Annotated in this window: 21 protein-coding genes; all 21 read right to left on the bottom strand. The window is 44.6% G+C overall.

The window, feature by feature from the left end:
- Positions 1 to 378: 378 nt before the first annotated feature.
- A protein-coding gene (prfB, locus tag EV213_RS15380; protein ID WP_133581503.1) for a peptide chain release factor 2 occupies positions 379 to 1,483 on the bottom strand; the annotation gives its coding sequence in 2 pieces (ribosomal slippage) (positions 379 to 1,410 and positions 1,412 to 1,483; 1,104 coding nt in all).
- An 18-nt stretch (positions 1,484 to 1,501) separates the two neighbouring features.
- Positions 1,502 to 4,027, bottom strand: a complete 2,526-nt coding sequence (gene secA / locus EV213_RS15375; protein WP_133581451.1) for a preprotein translocase subunit SecA — start codon at positions 4,025 to 4,027, stop codon at positions 1,502 to 1,504.
- Positions 4,028 to 4,203: 176 nt separating this feature from the next.
- Positions 4,204 to 4,770: a ribosome hibernation-promoting factor, HPF/YfiA family gene (gene hpf, locus EV213_RS15370; protein WP_133581450.1), complete on the bottom strand. Its 567-nt coding sequence runs from the start codon at positions 4,768 to 4,770 to the stop codon at positions 4,204 to 4,206.
- 313 nt (positions 4,771 to 5,083) lie between these two features.
- Positions 5,084 to 5,281 (bottom strand): cold shock domain-containing protein, encoded by a 198-nt coding sequence (locus EV213_RS15365; protein WP_133581449.1) that lies wholly within the window; start codon positions 5,279 to 5,281, stop codon positions 5,084 to 5,086.
- Between the two features lie 705 nt (positions 5,282 to 5,986).
- The gene (gene fliT / locus EV213_RS15360; RefSeq protein WP_133581448.1) at positions 5,987 to 6,334 is read right to left on the bottom strand and encodes a flagellar protein FliT; all 348 of its coding nucleotides are present in this window, start codon (positions 6,332 to 6,334) and stop codon (positions 5,987 to 5,989) included.
- Positions 6,334 to 6,735 (bottom strand): flagellar export chaperone FliS, encoded by a 402-nt coding sequence (gene fliS / locus EV213_RS15355; protein ID WP_133581447.1) that lies wholly within the window; start codon positions 6,733 to 6,735, stop codon positions 6,334 to 6,336. The genes fliT and fliS (EV213_RS15355) overlap by 1 nt, the downstream gene beginning before the upstream one ends.
- A 91-nt stretch (positions 6,736 to 6,826) precedes the next feature.
- Positions 6,827 to 8,893 carry a flagellar filament capping protein FliD gene (gene fliD, locus EV213_RS15350; protein ID WP_166639350.1) on the bottom strand — a complete coding sequence of 689 codons (2,067 nt, stop codon included), beginning with the start codon at positions 8,891 to 8,893 and terminating at the stop codon, positions 6,827 to 6,829.
- 24 nt (positions 8,894 to 8,917) lie between these two features.
- A complete protein-coding gene (flaG, locus tag EV213_RS15345) occupies positions 8,918 to 9,253 on the bottom strand; it encodes a flagellar protein FlaG (RefSeq protein WP_133581445.1) in 336 nt (111 codons plus the stop codon).
- 80 nt (positions 9,254 to 9,333) lie between these two features.
- The gene (locus EV213_RS15340; protein ID WP_133581444.1) at positions 9,334 to 9,774 is read right to left on the bottom strand and encodes a YaaR family protein; all 441 of its coding nucleotides are present in this window, start codon (positions 9,772 to 9,774) and stop codon (positions 9,334 to 9,336) included.
- Between the two features lie 34 nt (positions 9,775 to 9,808).
- The gene (gene hag / locus EV213_RS15335; RefSeq protein ID WP_133581443.1) at positions 9,809 to 10,783 is read right to left on the bottom strand and encodes a flagellin Hag; all 975 of its coding nucleotides are present in this window, start codon (positions 10,781 to 10,783) and stop codon (positions 9,809 to 9,811) included.
- An 11-nt stretch (positions 10,784 to 10,794) separates the two neighbouring features.
- On the bottom strand, positions 10,795 to 11,217 hold the full coding sequence (gene fliS / locus EV213_RS15330) for a flagellar export chaperone FliS (RefSeq protein WP_133581442.1): 423 nt from the start codon (positions 11,215 to 11,217) through the stop codon (positions 10,795 to 10,797).
- Positions 11,218 to 11,261: 44 nt separating this feature from the next.
- Positions 11,262 to 11,549 carry an EscU/YscU/HrcU family type III secretion system export apparatus switch protein gene (locus EV213_RS15325; protein WP_133581441.1) on the bottom strand — a complete coding sequence of 96 codons (288 nt, stop codon included), beginning with the start codon at positions 11,547 to 11,549 and terminating at the stop codon, positions 11,262 to 11,264.
- Complete coding sequence (locus EV213_RS15320) at positions 11,546 to 13,708, bottom strand: NfeD family protein (RefSeq protein ID WP_133581440.1); 2,163 nt, start codon at positions 13,706 to 13,708, stop codon at positions 11,546 to 11,548. Before EV213_RS15320 ends, EV213_RS15325 begins: the two co-directional genes overlap by 4 nt.
- A gap of 201 nt (positions 13,709 to 13,909) precedes the next feature.
- Positions 13,910 to 14,131: a carbon storage regulator CsrA gene (csrA, locus tag EV213_RS15315; RefSeq protein ID WP_133581439.1), complete on the bottom strand. Its 222-nt coding sequence runs from the start codon at positions 14,129 to 14,131 to the stop codon at positions 13,910 to 13,912.
- Complete coding sequence (fliW, locus tag EV213_RS15310) at positions 14,119 to 14,571, bottom strand: flagellar assembly protein FliW (protein ID WP_133581438.1); 453 nt, start codon at positions 14,569 to 14,571, stop codon at positions 14,119 to 14,121. The genes csrA and fliW overlap by 13 nt, the downstream gene beginning before the upstream one ends.
- Before the next feature lie 35 nt (positions 14,572 to 14,606).
- A complete protein-coding gene (locus EV213_RS15305) occupies positions 14,607 to 15,167 on the bottom strand; it encodes a DUF6470 family protein (protein WP_208112771.1) in 561 nt (186 codons plus the stop codon).
- A 73-nt stretch (positions 15,168 to 15,240) separates the two neighbouring features.
- Positions 15,241 to 16,122, bottom strand: coding sequence for a flagellar hook-associated protein FlgL (gene flgL / locus EV213_RS15300; RefSeq protein WP_133581436.1), 882 nt, complete (start codon positions 16,120 to 16,122; stop codon positions 15,241 to 15,243).
- 10 nt (positions 16,123 to 16,132) lie between these two features.
- On the bottom strand, positions 16,133 to 17,695 hold the full coding sequence (gene flgK, locus EV213_RS15295; RefSeq protein WP_133581435.1) for a flagellar hook-associated protein FlgK: 1,563 nt from the start codon (positions 17,693 to 17,695) through the stop codon (positions 16,133 to 16,135).
- A gap of 12 nt (positions 17,696 to 17,707) precedes the next feature.
- The gene (locus EV213_RS15290) at positions 17,708 to 18,154 is read right to left on the bottom strand and encodes a flagellar protein FlgN (protein ID WP_133581434.1); all 447 of its coding nucleotides are present in this window, start codon (positions 18,152 to 18,154) and stop codon (positions 17,708 to 17,710) included.
- The gene (gene flgM, locus EV213_RS15285) at positions 18,151 to 18,441 is read right to left on the bottom strand and encodes a flagellar biosynthesis anti-sigma factor FlgM (RefSeq protein WP_133581433.1); all 291 of its coding nucleotides are present in this window, start codon (positions 18,439 to 18,441) and stop codon (positions 18,151 to 18,153) included. Before flgM ends, EV213_RS15290 begins: the two co-directional genes overlap by 4 nt.
- A 12-nt stretch (positions 18,442 to 18,453) precedes the next feature.
- Positions 18,454 to 18,870 carry a TIGR03826 family flagellar region protein gene (locus EV213_RS15280; RefSeq protein ID WP_133581432.1) on the bottom strand — a complete coding sequence of 139 codons (417 nt, stop codon included), beginning with the start codon at positions 18,868 to 18,870 and terminating at the stop codon, positions 18,454 to 18,456.
- Positions 18,871 to 18,894 lie beyond the last annotated feature (24 nt).

Genomic DNA, 18,894 nt, shown 5'->3' with positions numbered 1-18,894 from the left:
CTCCTGCGGCAAAGAAAACACGACGAAGTATTATTGAGTCGATGTTGCACTTGTACCCTTTAGGGTGGAACAGCGCGAGCTGAAGATCCCCTCGGAAAGCTTGCTTTCCGAGGTAGCTGAAGCCGTGCCCGCGGAACGCGAAGTATTTTGACGAAGCGGTCGTATTTCTTTGCACCCTAAAGGGCATAGCCCAACATCGATTCGAAAGTTGTGTATCATAAATGTAACATTTGAATGAAAGTAAACTCTTTATCCATTTATTTTGTCGTTGTGGACACTTAAGCCAAACGTATTTTTTAAACAAAGAAAAACCCGAGCGAATCTACGGAATTCTACTAATAGAATCTCGTAGTCGTTCGGATTTTTGATTTATTGTCTTTATTCACCGAGACGTGATCGTAAATAGCCATCGATAAAGGAGTCAATGTCACCATCCATGACACCTTGCACATTGCCTACTTCAACGTTCGTACGATGATCCTTGACCATAGAGTATGGGTGGAAGACATAGGAGCGAATTTGGCTGCCCCAACCGATTTCCTTTTGTTCGCCACGGATTTCCGCAAGCTCTTTTTCTTGTTCCTCAATTCTCAATTGATACAGCTTGGCCTTCAGCATTTTCATCGCATGGTCACGGTTTTTAATTTGAGACCGCTCGGACTGACAGGTAACTACACTGTTTGTAGGCACGTGGGTAATTCGCACAGCAGAGTCGGTCGTATTGACGTGCTGACCGCCAGCCCCACTAGCACGATACGTATCCACTTTTATATCCTCGGTTCGAATATCAATTTCAATTTCATCATTAAACTCTGGCATGACCTCACACGAAACGAAGGACGTATGACGGCGCCCAGAAGAATCAAAAGGCGAGATACGAACAAGGCGGTGAACACCTTTCTCGGCTTTCAAATACCCGTAACTATTGTGGCCTTTAATCATAAGCGTAACGCTTTTCACACCAGCTTCCTCACCAGGCAGATAGTCGAGCGTTTCTACCTTAAAACCTCGTCGCTCAGCCCAACGTGTGTACATCCGTAGCAACATGGATGCCCAGTCTTGGGATTCCGTGCCTCCAGCGCCTGGATGCAGCTCTAAAATGGCATTATTTTTATCATGAGGCTCACTTAATAAAAGCTCCAATTCAAATTCATTAAAGTCTTTATTCAATTGTGTGAGCTCTTTTTCAAGATCAAGACGCAGCTCTTCATCATCTTCTTCTTTAACAAGCTCATAGGAGATCTGTTGATTTTCATAGACCTCTTGTAATTCGCTAAACTTCCCCGCAATGTCCTTAAGGGCATTCGTTTCGTTAATCGTCTTTTGCGCTTCCTGCTGGTCATTCCAAAATTCCGGTTGCGCCATAACCTCTTCTAATTCAGCGATCTTTTTTTCTTTGCCAGCGAGGTCAAAGAGACCCCCTGAAATCTTGAAGCCTTGCCTCAAGTTTTTCGAGAAGTTGTTTCGTTTCTGCCATGTCCATCATCTATTCCACCTGTCTTTACTGTGTTTGGCTATTTTGCCCGCAGCACTGCTTGTATTTCTTTCCGCTGCCGCATGGACAAGGGTCATTTCTTCCTATTTTCATCTCATTCTTCACAGGCTTTGGCTTGGCTTTCTCGTTTTCTCCCTGCTTAGGGTGTACAGCCTGTCCTTCAGCCACTGGTTCACGTTCAAGGTTGCTACGAATTTGAGCTTTCATAATGTATTTACTGACATCCTCTTCAATCGAAGCGATCATCTGCTCAAACATTGCGAAGCCTTCCATTTGATACTCACGCAACGGATCTGTTTGACCGTACGCACGCAAGTGAATCCCTTGTCGGAGCTGATCCATTGCGTCGATATGATCCATCCATTTCTGATCGACAGAACGCAGCAAAATGACCTTCTCAAACTCGCGCATTTGCTCCGTTTCCATTTGCTCTTCTTTGTCTTGGAGACGTTTTTTCACTTCTGTCATCAGTAGCTCGACCATTTCGTCAGGCTCTTTGCCAGCCAAATCTTTCTCAGAGATGGCCCCATCTTCAAAGAGCGTACCGTTTACGTAATCTGCAACCGACTGCAGGTTCCATTCCTCATCAATATCGGATGCCGTGTGGACTTCAACAGAGCGCTCGATCGTCGATTGAATCATGCGTAACACAATCTCATTAAGGTCATCTGAAGACAACACATCATTACGTTGCTTGTAAATAACATCCCGTTGCTGTCGGAGCACATCATCGTATTGCAAAATCTGTTTCCGAGCGTCAAAGTTGTTGCCCTCAACGCGTTTCTGCGCAGATTCCACTGCACGGCTTACAAGCTTGCTCTCAATCGGCGACTCATCATCCATGCCAAGGCGGTCCATCATGTTGCGCATGTTGTCTGACCCGAAGCGACGCATAAGCTCGTCCTCCATGGATAGGTAGAATCGAGTTTCTCCTGGATCCCCTTGACGTCCTGAGCGGCCTCGGAGCTGATTGTCAATCCGACGACTTTCATGGCGTTCAGTACCAATCACCACAAGTCCACCAAGATCATAAATGCCTTCACCTAGTTTAATGTCGGTTCCACGGCCTGCCATGTTTGTCGCTATCGTCACAGCTCCTCGTTCACCAGCACGTTCAATGATTTCGGCTTCACTTTCATGATTTTTGGCGTTGAGCACATGGTGTGGCACGCCTTTTCGTTTTAGTAGCTTTGAAATGACCTCTGACGTTTCGATAGCCACTGTACCAACAAGTACAGGCTGCCCCGACTTATGTTTTAAGGCAATTTCCTCAACGACGGCATTGAACTTGCCTTCGATTGATTTATACACAGCATCTGGCTGATCCAACCGCGTAATCTGACGGTTTGTTGGAATTGCAACGACGTGCATATTGTAGATGTTGCGGAATTCCTCTTCCTCTGTTTTTGCTGTCCCCGTCATCCCGGAAAGCTTTTTGTACATCCGGAAGTAGTTCTGGAATGTAATGGTCGCAAGCGTCATGCTCTCATTTTGAATATCGAGACCTTCCTTCGCCTCAATCGCCTGATGAAGTCCATCGCTATAACGACGTCCTTTCATTAAACGGCCAGTGAATTGGTCTACAATGACCACTTCACCCTCTTGAACAACATAATCCGTGTCACGGTGCATGCTCACATTCGCACGCATCGCTTGATTAATATGGTGGAATAACAGAGCGTTCACCATGTCAAACAAGTTCTCGATATGGAACGCTTTCTCTGCTTTATTAATGCCTTCTTCTGTCAACTGAACACTTTTTGTTTTTACATCATACGTATAGTCTTCCTCATGTTTTAACCGTGAGACAAACATATTGGCCTGAAGATAAAGATTGGCCGATTTTCGTGCAGATCCCGAAATGATCAACGGTGTTCTCGCTTCATCAATTAAAATGGAGTCAACTTCATCAATGATGGCGAAATTTAATGGGCGTTGAACTCTCTCATGGGGGTACATGACCATATTGTCACGCAAGTAATCAAACCCGTATTCATTGTTCGTCCCATATGTTATGTCAGCTGCATACTGTGTTCGTTTTTCTTCTTTAGACAGTCCATTTCTATTTAACCCAATCGTCAGACCAAGAAATTCAAATAGCTTGCCCATTTCTTCCGCATCACGACTTGCCAAATAGTCGTTGACTGTCACAATATGAACACCTTCACCGCTAAGGGCATTTAAATAAGCTGGCATAGTCGCCGCAAGCGTTTTTCCTTCCCCGGTTTTCATCTCAGCGATATTGCCTTCATGAAGGGCAATTGCACCAAGGATTTGGACAGGGTACGGTGTTAAACCAAGCACACGTGTTGCTGCTTCGCGAACGGTCGCAAACGCTTCAGGTAAAACCGACCTAAGTGAATCGCCTTTTTCAAGCCGTGCCTTTAACTCTGTCGTCTTTCCACGCAGCTGTTCGTCAGTAAGTTGTTTAAAGTCGTCAGCCAAAGCTTCGATTTGTTCAACTTCTTTCTGATGTTTATTAATCATTCGTTGGTTTCCATCACCGAATACTTTTTTGAGTATGCCTATCATGTTCATACGCTCCTCTGTTCATCACATATACACATTATCTTACCACTTTCTGTCGTTGTGTGCCAACAAGGCAACATTCGCTAGCACGAATGAGTGACACAATAAAAATAGGCGATAAAAAAGCCTGCATTTTCTCCCCTAAAGAAGAAAATGCGGGCTTTATAATAGGTATTATTTTAATTCGGTTCAATTAAGCCATATCGACCATCTTTACGTTTGTACACTACATTGGTCACGTTTGTGATGGCATTCGTAAAAACAAAGAATGTATGACCTAGCATATTCATTTGCAGGATGGCTTCTTCTGAATCCATCGGCTTTAGATTAAAACGCTTTGTCCGTACAACTTCAAACAAATCATCATCCAGCTCTTCTTCTGTAGTCGCCTTTAAAGCGGTGTCGGAAGCGGCTTCACTATCCGCAAACAGATGCTTAGGAGAGCCTTCCTGCCGATACTTCCTGTTAACTCTCGTTTTATGCTTACGGATTTGTCTCTCAAGCTTATCAACAACGAGATCCACCGAAGCATACATGTCAGTATTGATTTCCTCTGCACGTAAAAGCAGGCGAGACATTGGAATCGTCACTTCAACATGCTGTTCATCATTGTACACCTTTAGTTTCACATGAACTTCAGAGATTGGCTGTTCAAAATATCTTTGGAGTTTGCTCACTTTCTTTTCTACATAGGTTTTAAGTGCGTCTGTCACTTCTATGTTTTCTCCACGAATATTATATTGCATGAATAAACCCCTCCTTAGATATCTATTGCTTCTAATGCTTTACCTTACTATTTCTTTAATACCACAAAAAACCCTTCATCAAACTAAAAAAGGACGATTCCATAATGAATTCACACATGGCAAATAGTGGACTATAACAATCTTACATTGTCTCATGCCCGGACTGTGGTTTGATTAGCTTGTGCTCTTAAGATGTAAGTACGCTTAAAATTGCCATTACAAGGATGAAAAAATGAATAAAAAAAACGCACCAAGTCGATAGTTCATCGACTGGCACGTTTCTTAAAGGTTTTAAAAACCTCATCGTACGTTATTATCTTTTTACAACATTTTCAGCTTGAGGACCTCTGCTACCTTCGACAATGTCAAATTCAACTTCTTGTCCTTCGTCAATGCTTTTGAAGCCTTCTTCTTGAATTGCGGAGAAATGTACAAAAACGTCGTCTCCACCTTCTCTTTCAATAAAGCCAAATCCCTTTTCTGCGTTAAACCATTTTACTCTACCTTCCATTTATCCCATTCCCTTCAACTTACGAATCGTTAAATCCTAAAGCAACTATAACAGAAGTCTAAAAAAAATGTCAAATAGGATTTATTCAAAAAATAAAATCTGTTGAATTTATTCATCCTCATTGATCAAAGAGACGGCTCCTCTTACCATCGAGAACACGTAAACATGGCGTAGAAATCACGACGAGAGGCACTTCTGAGTCGCTGTTGTACTTGTGCCCTTCAAGGTGAAAAGAAAACACGACCACTTCGTCAAAATACTTCGCTTTCCACGGGCACGGCTTCAGCTTCCTCGGAATCTTGCTTTCCTCCGGGATCTTCAGCTCGCGCTGTTCCCGCAGGAGATTGCGTATTTTGACTATGTTAAAGTATGTTTCTGCGTAGATTGTTTTTATTCAAGGCAAGTTAGTGCATCGTTTCATGCAGGACCATATTACCTGGTGCCCGGAGATCATCTGCTTCGTAGGATAAATGCAGAGGTAGATTGTCCTGTTCTTGCAAATTCTAATCGATCTGTCGGATGAGACTAACTCATGATAAAGCTTAAAGAGAAAAAGCAGTCCCCTCTCGAATGAGGATAAACTGCTTTCTTCTTTACAAAGTCAACTTTCACTGTGCAAAAACCATCTTCAACGATAAAAGTGCTGAAGTGGGTATAATCTACAAAATCACGCCGCTGAAGAAATTTTTTTCGACTAGGTCTATCTCATTTCCGGTGGTCAAAAAATGCTCCGTCAACCGCCGTTTCATAAGGGGATGCGTATGTCTTTTCGTTTGTTCGCTGACGCTTCACCTTGCGTAAATCATGCTGAACATTTGTTAAGTGACTCTGCAGCTGCTCTTGAATGACTGTATTCATTTGCTGGATCTTTTGACCTAGCTCTTGTTCCTTTTTGGTAAACGGCGGAGATAGCTCCATCATGGCACTCTCTCTTTCGTCCATTAAACGTACGACATGCTCCATCATGACTTCTCGCCGGTCCTCTTTAACAGTTCGTTCTACGACGCGAAGTAGATCCTGTGTCAGATTGTAAACGGTCATGACGGCCTCCATTAGGCTTGACCACCTTTTTGAAATTGCTGTTTGCGGACGCTTTTCAATACTTCTTTCCATGTGTCACGAAATTCGGTGACATATTGTTCTGCTTCATTTAAGGCAGCCTCGCTGTTGTTTGTATTTGCCTGCACGAGCTGATGATTGATGTACTCATACATCGACTGCATTTGACCTGCCAAATCATCGTTTCCACGAAGCGTTACACTTAGCTCTGAAATAATTTTCTGTGCTTTCAGCAGCGCTTCATTTTTCCGAGCCTGCTCCCCATTTTTTATAGCGTTTCTTGCTTGACCAATAAATTTTAAACATCCGTTGTACAGCATTAGTGTCAGCTCACCAGGAGACGCCGTTGTTACACTATTTTGCTGATATGCTTGGTATGGGTTCTGTATCGACATCGTTGCTTCTGCTGTCGACTCAATGTTTAACGACGTGCTAAACATTAGGTCGATAACAGATCCACCACCTTTCTATTTTAGGACGTTTGTTTTACGCCCCACTAAATTGACTCATCAAGTATGCCGATTGCTGATTCGCACGCTGAATCGCCATCTCCATTGCCGTGAATTGTCGATAATATCGGTTCTCGACCATTTGCAACCGATCTTCGAAACGAATCATACGATCTTCCATATCATCCAGCTGTTTTCCTAAGCTAAATTGGTCATTCGTTTGCGTCGATTTCCCTGCTTTTTCAGTGATACGGCTCATGTAACCGTCTAATGTGTCATATAGACGTTGTGCAATGCCGCGTTGGCTATCGGTTTCACCGTCCGCAAGAAACAACTCTTTGACTGATTCAGGATCTGTTTGCAACGCTTCCTTTAACTCAGCTTCATTAATGATAAGCTTCCCACCTGACAAGTAATCGGCCGACGTCGTAATGCCTATTTCAGATAAATGATCATACGCCGAATCAATGTTCATGGAAGACACTTTGCCATACAAATCCATACGCATCGCGGACAAAGCTCCACTAAAAATTGGATCACTTCTGAGAAGACCACTCTGAGACTTTTCCTCCCAAAGCTCAATCTGTCTTTCCGACATTCCTTCCTTCTGCTCGTCAGTGAGCGGTTGGAAATCACGATGGCGTTTTTCGGTCAATTTTCCATTTAAAGCGTCGACCACTTCGTTATACTTTTCGACATATTCTTTAATGCGTGTAAATACATCTTCTGTATTGTTTGAAACGGTTAATCGAACAGCTGGATCCGTCTCCGTAAAGGTCCCTTTTAATTGAAATTCAACGCCATTCATTAGAAACTGATTGCTTGTCCGCTCGGTTTCAATTCCATTGATGGTGAATTTCGCATTGACGCCACCCGTTTCAACACCAAGCTTTAACACATCTGTGAGAAAACCACCATACAAGCTTAGCTCATCACCGGTTTTGTTGTAATCGCCTGCAACGGAACGGCTCAGAGAAAAACGTCCTGTGAATTCATCATAAAACGCTTGAACACCAGTATCTGAACGATTCATTTGATTCATCATAGTAGTAAAGCTGTCGCTGCCTTGTATGAACAATGTCGTTTTCTGCTCATTGCCTTTTTCATCGTGCACACCGAATCCAACGGAAGTATAGTTTTGTTGATAGGTGACTTCAATTTTCGCGTCTTTCTTCACGTTTTCATCGGAGTCCAAGAATGTCAGCTCACCTGTCGCTTGATTTAAAACGACCTCGTTCCCACTATTCGTTAGGTCTGCTGGGTCGGTATACACCGTGTACTCTTGCCCATCAACCGTCACTGTGACAGATGAAAGCACGCCATTGGCATCAGCTTCGCCGGCAATTGACTTTTTCGTCAATTGAAATTCATATGAACCTTCTGCAGCGGTAAAACTGTCAGTACGTTCATTTACAACGTAATTAACAGAGATTTGCGAGCTCGCTTCAATCGTCTCTCCAAAGGTCAGCTCGCCTGTTTCTGCATCAAGCAAAACCTCGTTAGTTGTTAAATCCTCCGCAGCCTTATCCGTCACGACGGTATACGATTTCCCGTTCGCTTCAACTGTCGCTTCTGCCACCCCATCGACGACCTTGATGTCCCCTTTTAGAAATGAAAAGGTCTTGCCAGCTTCGTCTGTAACTTGCGAGGCAAACTCGACACTTCCTGCTTTCCAATGGCCAGATGTCATCCCATCAAGGGAATTTCTTTGTGACCAAAGGGATTGATCTAATTCTAGTGTCGTACCATCCTTTTCAATCGATGTTGTACTCAATCGTTGTGCAGCAGTGGCAAGCTGTTCAATAGACGAAATTGTAAAAGAAGAGAGGGATGCCGTAGAATTTGCAGTCGCACTAACGAACTCTGAGTTGGAAGACGACACGTTACGTGAACTGAATGTGCTCGAAAGCTTCATGTCAAAAGTCGCGTCTCTTAGCGCAAGCAGCTTCGTATTCATTTCACGGTATTGGTCTCGTTGCCACTCCAGAACGGTTTTTTTCTGAAATAGCTTGTCCATTGGAATACGTTCTGCTTTCATTAGATCACGAATAATTTGCTCCGTATCTATCCCACTTGCCAACCCACTAATTCGTGAGGTGTTCATTGACGTCATCTCATTCAGTCCCTTCTAGACTTTTTCATCGACTAACACACCAAACCTAACGAGCATTGCATAATAAGCATCAAGCAATTTTTTAGGCGGAATTTCCTTCACCACTTCTTCAGTGGCAGTATCAATCAGCGTAATATAATATTCATTTAGTTTGTCATGCATTTTAAATTGAACATGGGTGTGCAACGGTTTCATTAATTCATTTAAACTGTCCACAACGGCTTTTGCTTGTTCTGTAGATGGGAGTATGTCTCGTTGGCCTTGCATCGTCGTTGTGGCATCGGAAAATTGCTGTTGAAGCGAGAAGTCATTCCCGCGCACTGACACTGGTGGAATTGAATGGATATCCATACATAAAAACCTACCCTCACGTGAAATGGGGAAAGGAGCGCTGTCCAGCAATGCGCTGATTGCCCACTATATTCAATGCATTACGTATACAAATTCATCAACATGCCTTTAATTTCGCCAACCTGCTCTAAAATCTTTAGACCGGACGCTTCCTTTTCCAAAACGGATGCTGTCAGCTCGGCCAGCTTCGCATCTACCGTTTCAACGATCTTAAAAACCTTTGTGCGACCCTGTCGTGTAAACCCTCTATGTTCTTGGAGCTGAAGTCCAACATCAACGGCATCACGCATAAAATCTTTAATGAGTGCTTTGTATTTTCTTAGCTCTTCAACGCTTCTTGTATCAGCTAATGCCTTGCCTTGAGCTTCAATATCCTTCATCAATCCCGTAAGCTTCTCATGCGTTTTTTCAACTCTGCCCTTCGCCATAATCTCTTGAAAAGAAACAGAGGCTTGTGGAGAAGCGGGCTTTGCCTTCGTAGGATGGAGCTCAGTGCTTTGAATCCGACGGACATCTACCATTGATACCCTCCTATCGTTCTCTTAGCCTTAGTAGTTATTGCAACAACTGAAGCACACCTTGCGGCAACTGGTTCGCCTGTGCCAACATGGCCTGTGCAGACTGATTTAAAATATTCGACTTTGTGAATTGTGTCATTTCCAAAGCCATATCAACATCACGAATTCTTGACTCTGACGCGGTCAAGTTTTCACGCGTAATTTTCACATTGTTAATCGTATGCTCTAACCGATTTTGCACAGCTCCAAGTGAAGCACGCTGTGTCGATATTTCCGCAATTGCATAATCAAACACTTCGATGGCGACTGATGCCCCTTCAACCGTCGAGACGTCCAAGCCAAACTCCATGTCCGTTCCTTTGGCAGGCTCAATGTCGCTTGATGATGCGTACGTCACGGTGACCGTTTTGTCCCCAAAGGTCAATGTTCTTGTCTCGCCGTCTGCTTTTGCTGTCAAACCAAGGTCAAAGGCTGACATGCCAGCCAAAGCGACTTCAGCTGTTTGCCCTTCATTGGCGCCGACTTGAAAGACGAGAACATCTTTATACGTTGGTGGGGTATCTTCATCTCCATCAGTTATCTCATCACCAGAAAACGAACCGTCCAACAACTTCATGCCGTTAAACTCGGTGTACTCTGAAATTTTATTGACCTCTGAGGTGAGTTGATTGATTTCCTTTTGTAGCTCTTCTCGGTCTGCCTTCGTGTTCGAGCCGTTGGCCGCTTGAACAGCCAGCTCTCTCATTCGTTGCACCATGGCATGCATTTCAGCCATTGCACCTTCCGCCGTTTGAATAAGCGACACCCCGTCAAGTGCATTGCGTTCAGCTACTTCAAGGCCTCGAATCTGACTTCTCATTTTTTCCGAGATTGCTAAACCCGCAGCATCGTCCGCCGCCTTATTGATTCGCAGCCCAGAAGACAATTTTTCAAGACTTTGGCTCGTCAGGTTTTGATTGTGAGCAAGATTACGATACGCATTCAACGCTTGGATATTGTGATTTATTCTCATTTTTGCGCCTCCTATTTGTATGGCTCTGTTCGGACGTGTGCTTCATAAGACTGCTGGCGTTGCCGACCTAACGGTTCAGCTGGAACGGGCGTTTTCAGGATTGCTTCCTGCCACGCCTCACGAATATCGTTGACTATGGAGATCATAAGAACTACCTGTTCTCTATTTTTGTAAAGGTTCGCTTCGACAGAGCAATCGATTAAATAACTGTACAATGCAGCCAACTGCTCGGCGATAACGCCACCTTGATAATCAATGCCTGTGGAGAGCTTTCGAAATATAGCGGTGCATGTCGACAACGAACGATTTGCGGAAGCAAATTCCTTATTCTCTATCGCTGCCTTTGCCGTTGCTAAATGATCTGAAGCAGCTTCATAAAGCAATGCGGTAAGTTGTTGAGGTGTTTTTTTGTATATGACATCCTCGTTCAGCATAACCGAATCTCTCCTTATGGTGTATATCGGCTTCTTCTAGCAGACTATGAATGATTTTTTTCCATTTCTTCAATGAGAAGCAATACCTCTGCAATGACTTGATAAAGCTGTGGTGGTACTTGTTCTCCCAAATCAATGGAAAGAAGTTCTGCTAACAAGCCCGCATTCTCTTCCATATGCACATTATTGTCTTTGGCCAGACGAATAAGTTCTTTTGCCACTCGGCCGTGCCCTTGGGCAACAACCTCAGGCCCCATCGTTGATTGTGCATCGTACTTTAATACTGCTGCAGATGGGCCGCGTTTTTTCAGGTCAGTATAAGAATAGGTCATACGGAAAAATCAAATCCTTTTGACGAAGTCGTCTCTTTTTCTGGTTGGTCTACGCTTGACTCAGACTGCTGTTGTTCGGTCGTCGTAGTTGAGAACATCTTTTCAAACCGAATGGACTGCACGTTGTATCCGATATCTGCTAAACGTGTTGAGGTCGTTTCCACAAATGGACGCAGCGTTTCTTCAAGACCTTTTGTATCATTATGAATGGCGACAGTGAGCTGACGGTTTTTTGCAATTAGATGGATGCCTAGATCGCCAAGTTTTTTCGTTTCCATCAAAAAGGTCAAATTGCAATTCTCCCAGTCAATGCGCTCTCCCTGGTTTCTGCCCTTGACCATGACTTGAAGCTGATTCGCATCTTTGCCTAAAAGCAGTGGCAGGCTGAAAAACAGATGCTGCAGCGCTCCTGGATCAGGCTTGTTTAGCAATTGCTGCCCGGTTAGCTGCAAAAGCTGCTGTTCGACGTTATGCTTCATCCCTGCATCGGCATCCTTCAGCAAAAGCTGCTGCATAATCGACTTGGTCGTTCTCTGAGATTGTTCTATAGCCTGCGCATCATTTCTCAACAACGCTCTCGATAAATCTGCCTCATGGGAATAGCCCATGCTTTTGAAATGCTCAAAGAGCTGCTTGGCAGATGTGGCAGAAACGGACGGTTGGATGGCTTTTGGGAAAGGCTCTACATACGGTTTTGCCTCTCCATTTACGATCCGCTGCACCTTCTGTTCTGAAGGATGAAATTGGACCCGCTCCAACACCGTTTGTACTTGATTAACGGTTTGCTTTGCTTGCTGCCAGTTGCCTTGCTGCAATGCTTTGCGTGCCTCCGCTAACTGACTGCTTGCTTGAAGCAGCTGTTTTTCTGTTTTCATATCCGCATACAGCATTGCATCACTTTTAAGCAACACCTGGTCGAGTCTACGTATCGTCGTCTCAAGCAATGCATCACTCTGCTGCACAGTTGGTCGAGCTTGTGACTGAAAAGCATCAAGCTGGCGAAGCATGAATCGTCTATCGTTTGTCAACGTATCCTTTGCTTCTGCCATTTGCTGTGTGACGCGGGTCACAAGCACCGTTTTGATTTGAGGCGATAGTTGAAGCGGATCCGTCACTTTTGTCACCATGTCTTGAGCATACGTCATGCCACTAGCAGGGGACGGTGTCATTGACTGGAGCTGTTGAATGGCGGTTTCTAGCGTTCTTCTCGCCGCAAGCTCACGCCCTCCTGCCATTGCTGCTTTAGCTTCGTGCATGGCTTCGGTCATTCTTAATGCGGTCTGCTCATTTTGCCCTTGACGCAATGTCTCCCATTGCTGGAGTATCGTCGACACATCGGCTTGTTTCATCGTGTTCTGGAGTGCTTGCTTCAAAAGCGGCGTCTCTGCCACTTGTTCTACATCCACTCCTTGTGCACTTACAGAGGGCATAAGCTTGTCCAAAGTAGACAGCTGCGAAAGAACGGCCTGTTTCACCTGCTCACTTGCTGAGCTTTTTTGAAGGACCGCTTCAAGCAATGCCTTCGCTTCGACCTCTTTGCCTTGAAGGAGAAGCTTTTGGATCTTCTGTACGACGTTCTCAAGCGTGGACAAATCGTCGATCGATTGCGAAGCAAGCCACTGTGCTGTCCGGTCCGATAGTGAGAGCGCAGTTGACACAGAAGATGATTTCAACGAAGTCGGTGATAGCGCTTGAGCTACAGCTTGAATCGTTGTTTCTGTAACAGGGAGGTTTTTCCTTCCTAATGCCTGCAATACGTCTTTTAGTTCAGAAAAAGACCCTGGATGTTTTTGAATATACTGTTCCAATACGGCTCGTTCAGATCGAGTTAACGCCCGGCCCCCTAGCCATGATTCTGCTTTCGCTAGCTCTGGACTTCCCGGTTTTGCTGTCGATTGGCTTTTATCCGTTGGCTTCTCTTCCGTCTCCACAACACTTGCATCAAGCTTGCCTTGAACGGTGCCATGAACAACAAGCACAGCCTTTCCCTTTGCCAGCGTCCCTTCACGAAGAACGACGTTGTAGTCTTTTCCTTCATAACGCACCTTGCCTTCAGTCGCCGATTTGGTTTCCAATACAGTGACCGTCATCGTTTTTTTCGATCGACTCTCATTTGCAGGTGTTTGCCCAAGTACCGACAATTGTTGAATATGCGCCATCCAAGCACATCCTTTCTGACAAAACTCTCTATTCTTTCTATCGGCAAGAACCGAGTAGTTTTCACAGGTCGATAGTCACTTTTTTCTATAATAAAGCTGTATAAGTATCGGCTTCAACATGTCTCGACATTTAAAAAAGCGGTTGGAAGGATCCGCCGCTTTGGTTGTTTTGCTGTCATTTCATTTGCTGAATCGGTATCATCACGCTTTATGTTTTAATGCCTCCAGCAAGTGTGCAGGTACATTTGCCGCCGCTGTATTTTCCTCTAAAATATGCTCGTAAATTTCCTGCCTCAGAATCTCAACATCCCTTGGTGCTGAAATCCCGAGCTTAATTTGATCGCCGTCGATGGCGACAATCTTAATCTCGATAGAGTCACCAATTTGGATTGCTTCATGCAGCTTTCTTGTTAAGACGAGCATTCTGACGCCTCCTCATTCCGTTCTACCAGAAGTTGGCGCGTCGTATACACCTGATCCTCAAGTATCATCTGCCTTGCTTTTCCCGTACGTTGGTTAATTACAATCGGGGCTTTTAAATTCACCGTCGTTTCTTCAAAAGGCTCTTTTAACGTGACCACAGTGTAGACCGCTAGTTCCTCGCGTGCTTTTACATCCATGGCTTGCTTCGTATGATCATCGAGCGTAAACTGGTAGGTTTCAAAAAACAAAAATGGATTCACTAAAACAAAAGCCAGCTCAGGGGTTTTGACGGACTGTAAAATATAGTACGGTGTGTTGTCTGCGAATGGCAAAAGAACAAACATTTTTTCCGTTTCAAAGCCTGGAAGGCCATTAGGGAATCGTTTGTGGTCCGCTTCAGGAACAGAAATTGCTCCGTGGTATTTTGTTTCGATATGCAAAAAAGCGCCTCCTTCGTTCTGTTCTGCGTTTACGATTAGCGTACCACAGAAATCGACAAGGATGGTTCTTTTTTCACATAAATCTCAACCTTTCCAGGGGTATAAATGCTCTCCGGAGGTCTTGGTGTTACATTAATGACAGGCTTTTGAGGGGTCACATCGACGGTTAAACTCCCTCGGGTAGCTGAAATCTTTACACTAAAAGGGGCAGGAATCCAACCAATAGTAAAGGCATACTCTGGCATAAACCGTGAAGCCGCTGCTTGTCTGCTTATGACATCACCTTTGTTTTCAATTCTCATGAGTGCATCCCCTTGAGAGGCGGTTTTGCCAACGAAAGCTTTAGCCGCCTGGAGCCCCTGAGATGCGGCTTTTTCAATAGAACGCCTAGCAGACAGCAAGCCCATGCTTTCCCATGCCGCCGTTTGGTCAATAGTTAGTCTTGCAGGCTCCGACGCTATTCGCATGATGGCTTTTGGCTGACGTATTGTCATGTCCGCAGAAGGTTGGCGCGTCGACAATTTTGCATCCGACGTTTGAATGCCGATCTCAGCTCGCGTTGACTGCATGGCCAGTCGTGGCATCTCCATCATCATGTCCCCCTTTCCATATACGAAACACGCCCACTTTTAAACGTCAATAGCGTTTAAACGAGGGCGCAGCATAAACCTATCTTAAAAAGTCAATTAAGCTCGGCTGAATCACACGGGCCCCAACGGCAAGCGCTGCACGATGGACCGTTTCCTGTGTTTTCAGCTCAGTGATGACTTTTTCAATATCAACATCCTCATTTTCCGAAAGGACGGTCTTTGCGAAAAGTTGCTGGGAATTCATTCGCTCGCCTACAAGCTCAATGCGATTCGTTTTTGCTCCAACTTCAGCTCGCGCGGAAATAACTGTTTCGAGATGATCATCAATGTCGTTTAGAACCCCATCGAGATCAGCATCGTCTACATTCTTCAAGGCATCTCGGACGTTCGAAACCATTGCAAATAAATCCCCCGTGAACACGTCCTCCGCTTTTGTGGCAACATCGATTTTGACGCCACTTGAAACTTCAATCAAATATGGCGCTTGCCCTGTCGCGTACTGAAAATTACCTTCGTCATCTTTGACAATTGGTGGATTTTCCGTATCCGTTCCGTTAAAAATGTATCGCCCTGCAAACGTCGTATTGCCGACCTCAATTAGATTCTGATGCAACTGCTCGATTTCTTTCTCGACCTTTTCCTGATCTTCAGGCGTCATCGTACCGTTTTTAGCTTGGACGACAAGGTCTCTTATTCGACTTAAGGCTTTCGTGGCATGATTTAAGCTGGAATCCGTATTGTCCAACCAGCTTTGAGCATGTGTAATATTGCTTTGGAATTGCTCGATATCTGACAAACTTTCACGATAGGTGATGCCCCTCATTGCAACGACAGGATTCTGGGAGGCACGACTAATCTTTTTGCCGGTGTATAGCTGGTTTTGTAGCTCAGCAAGCTGTGTAAAGCTGTTATTGATGTTTCTTAACATGCTCCCAGCTAGCATTGATTGTGTCACTCTCATTTAGCTCTCCCTACCTTCCCACGCGGCCCATACCGTTAATAATGCGGTCAAGCATCTCATCGACTGCCGTCATTGTGCGTGCCGCAGCATTGTATGCATGCTGGAACTTGACCATGTTCGTCATTTCTTCGTCAAGTGACACACCACTCACAGCCTGGCGATTTAGATCAACTTGAAGCAAGGCTAGCTGTGAATTGTCACGTAAGGTTTCTGCTTCAGCTGCCGTTACGCCCATCGTACCAATGATTTTTTCGTAGTAGTCTGTAAACGTAAATTCACTGCCATCGCCAAAATCCAGCTCAGATTTCATTAAATCTGCTAAGGCTTGGGCATTGCCGCCGTCCCCTGAAAACTCATTGGACGCTGCCGCAATTAGGTCAGCATTGTCCATAATTTCTTGTGAAACGCGCATCTTGCCTGCAAAGCCTTCAAAGCTTTCATCCTCTGCGAAAGTAAACCCTTCACCGACAAAGAAATTGATGATATCTTCTTCGTCCGAATCCATTTCAACCAGGGAGATCCCTTCCGAATGCTGCGTGTTAAACGCCTTTGCAAATGTATAAGCCAGCTTGTCCAGCTCTTTCATCATGTCAGGATAAATCCCCGCCTCTTGCCCTTGCTTTGTATATCCGTAGGCCTCAACCTTCGCTTTCAATGTGCCAGCAGGTAGGTCAACCGCCGCATCATTAAACGAGAATGTAGTGTCCCCGATAGCAAAGCCGTTGACTGGACCATTCTCGCCATCAAAGGTGACACTAAATTCATTAAACTCATTCGATTTTCCATTTAAAAGCTGTATCGGCGGGTCATAAGAGGCGCCGCTTTCCTTGACAATCTCGATCGAAATTTTCCCTTCTGCGACGCTTGAAGCGTTGCCACCAGGACGAATTTCTGTTGTTTTTATATTCACTAATGAAGAAAGTGCATCGACGAGCATATCACGCTTATCATAAAGGTCATTCGGTACATAGCCATGAGGTTCTACTTCACCAATTTGTTTATTGATGCCGTTGATCCTCTCGAGCATTGAATTAATTTCATCAGCCGACTGACTGATTTCATTCTTCGCTTGTCTTTGAAACTCTGTAATGTTTTCATGCAAGTAATTGAACGTGTTGGCTAACGCCATCCCATTTTGTCGCACTACGCTACGTGCGCCAAGGTCACTTGCATCCTTTGCGAGGGTTTGCAAGGAGTTGAAGAATTCATTAAAAGCGGTAGGCAATCCATTGTCTGACTGTACGTTCATCAAACCTTCTAGACGACTAATCGAATCAAAACGATTTCCCCAATAGGACGCTTTTGTTTGCTCAGTGCGGAAACGGTAATCGAAAAATTCGTTCCGAATACGCTGGATGTCTCCCACCTCAACACCTGACCCAAGATGACCAGGAATTTGTGGCTGATTTCGACCAACTGCCGGAAAGCCATTGCTCGCCTCGAAATTCACTCGTTGTCGTGTATACCCTGGTGTATTGGCATTTGCCACATTGTGGCTCAGCGTTTGCAGCGCTCTTTGTTGCGAATGAATGGCACGTAGCGCTGTTTCCAGTCCGTGAAACGTGGATGTCATTTCCGTTCCTCCTTAAGCCTTCGAGTCAAACGTACGATACGCCCCTTGAGAGGAAGACGCAGGCTGATTTGGTGCATAATTGTAGTCATTGCCCGTAGGTACCGCAATATCTAATGTGCGTTGAACAAAATAAAGGGACTGTTGCACAAGCTGCTGATTTTCATTGTTTACCAGCTTTAGCTTCTCCACGGAACCTAGTAGTTCATTTAATGCTTCATTAGAAAGGCCTCGTTCGGGTTCCTCGAGTGGAACAATGAGTTCGTTCACCTTTTCAACCCCTCCCGTAGAGAGCTCAGAAAAATGGTTGGCGATGTGTCCCACAAGCTGTTCCTCTTGTTCCGTAATACGTTGCAAGTCAGTTATCGAATTGTTTAACAGAGCTACTCGCTTTTGCTGCGCAAGCTCAAGCAACTGCAAATGCAATTCATTCATCTCTTTTAGAACCGATGAAATCATCATTTATCTGTCCAGAATGCAAGCATTTTTTTGGCAGTAAGCGAAAGATCGGCTTCGTACGTACCCTTTTCTATTTGTTGCTTCAAATCCGCAAGCTTCGTCTGACGCTCATCATCATAACTCCGCTGTGTTTGCATGGTTTTTGCCTCATTCGAAATATCAATTGTATCCTTCGCACGGTGCACAGACTTCGGCTCCTCCTGTTGATGTATTTGCTTTTCAGAGGAGGTCCCTTCGCTCCTTTTTGTATAGGTGGACGCTTGCGCCGCCTGATATGGATTGACCTTCATCTTTGTCACCTCTTAACGTTTGTCATTTTTCTTGCTCAGCACATGGTATGTCGGCTGACGGTTCTTTTCTGCCTCACGCGCTTGTTGCATATCAAATGAAGCGAGATCCTTAGCAATGTCTTCTCTACATGAATTGCAGAGCTTATCCTGGTTAATCATCGTATTGCATCGTGCACAAGGGTACCCAAGATTGGGAAATTGCGATGTCCTCAAGCGCCCCTTTTTTATATATTTTATAAGTAGGCTTTCTTTCACACTCGTCTGCTCAACAACCTCTTGCATGCTAGCAGATCGATTTTGTTTTTGTTTTAAAAAGGCATAAACACGATCGAATTGCTCTTCTTCTAATTGAAAACATGAACGACATACGTCCTGTGTGAGCGTTTTATAATATAGTGCGCCACAGCTTGGGCAATTGTCAATGTTCATGGACCTCCCTCCAGTCTTAATCAT

The sequence above is a fragment of the Aureibacillus halotolerans genome (assembly GCF_004363045.1).
Classification (GTDB): Bacteria; Bacillota; Bacilli; order Bacillales; family DSM-28697; genus Aureibacillus; species Aureibacillus halotolerans.
This window is presented reverse-complemented; position numbering and strand designations above follow the sequence as displayed.

Bases quoted from the DNA above. Each gene is read 5' to 3' on its own strand.
- secA (WP_133581451.1), bottom strand. From the start codon at position 4,027: ATGATAGGCATACTCAAAAAAGTATTCGGTGATGGAAACCAACGAATG.
- hpf (WP_133581450.1), bottom strand. From the start codon at position 4,770: ATGCAATATAATATTCGTGGAGAAAACATAGAAGTGACAGACGCACTT.
- EV213_RS15365 (WP_133581449.1), bottom strand. From the start codon at position 5,281: ATGGAAGGTAGAGTAAAATGGTTTAACGCAGAAAAGGGATTTGGCTTT.
- fliT (WP_133581448.1), bottom strand. From the start codon at position 6,334: ATGGAGGCCGTCATGACCGTTTACAATCTGACACAGGATCTACTTCGC.
- fliS (WP_133581447.1), bottom strand. From the start codon at position 6,735: ATGTCGATACAGAACCCATACCAAGCATATCAGCAAAATAGTGTAACA.
- fliD (WP_166639350.1), bottom strand. From the start codon at position 8,893: ATGAACACCTCACGAATTAGTGGGTTGGCAAGTGGGATAGATACGGAG.
- flaG (WP_133581445.1), bottom strand. From the start codon at position 9,253: ATGGATATCCATTCAATTCCACCAGTGTCAGTGCGCGGGAATGACTTC.
- EV213_RS15340 (WP_133581444.1), bottom strand. From the start codon at position 9,774: ATGGTAGATGTCCGTCGGATTCAAAGCACTGAGCTCCATCCTACGAAG.
- hag (WP_133581443.1), bottom strand. From the start codon at position 10,783: ATGAGAATAAATCACAATATCCAAGCGTTGAATGCGTATCGTAATCTT.
- fliS (WP_133581442.1), bottom strand. From the start codon at position 11,217: ATGCTGAACGAGGATGTCATATACAAAAAAACACCTCAACAACTTACC.
- EV213_RS15325 (WP_133581441.1), bottom strand. From the start codon at position 11,549: ATGACCTATTCTTATACTGACCTGAAAAAACGCGGCCCATCTGCAGCA.
- EV213_RS15320 (WP_133581440.1), bottom strand. From the start codon at position 13,708: ATGGCGCATATTCAACAATTGTCGGTACTTGGGCAAACACCTGCAAAT.
- csrA (WP_133581439.1), bottom strand. From the start codon at position 14,131: ATGCTCGTCTTAACAAGAAAGCTGCATGAAGCAATCCAAATTGGTGAC.
- EV213_RS15305 (WP_208112771.1), bottom strand. From the start codon at position 15,167: ATGATGATGGAGATGCCACGACTGGCCATGCAGTCAACGCGAGCTGAG.
- flgL (WP_133581436.1), bottom strand. From the start codon at position 16,122: ATGAGAGTGACACAATCAATGCTAGCTGGGAGCATGTTAAGAAACATC.
- flgK (WP_133581435.1), bottom strand. From the start codon at position 17,695: ATGACATCCACGTTTCACGGACTGGAAACAGCGCTACGTGCCATTCAT.
- EV213_RS15290 (WP_133581434.1), bottom strand. From the start codon at position 18,154: ATGATGATTTCATCGGTTCTAAAAGAGATGAATGAATTGCATTTGCAG.
- flgM (WP_133581433.1), bottom strand. From the start codon at position 18,441: ATGAAGGTCAATCCATATCAGGCGGCGCAAGCGTCCACCTATACAAAA.
- EV213_RS15280 (WP_133581432.1), bottom strand. From the start codon at position 18,870: ATGAACATTGACAATTGCCCAAGCTGTGGCGCACTATATTATAAAACG.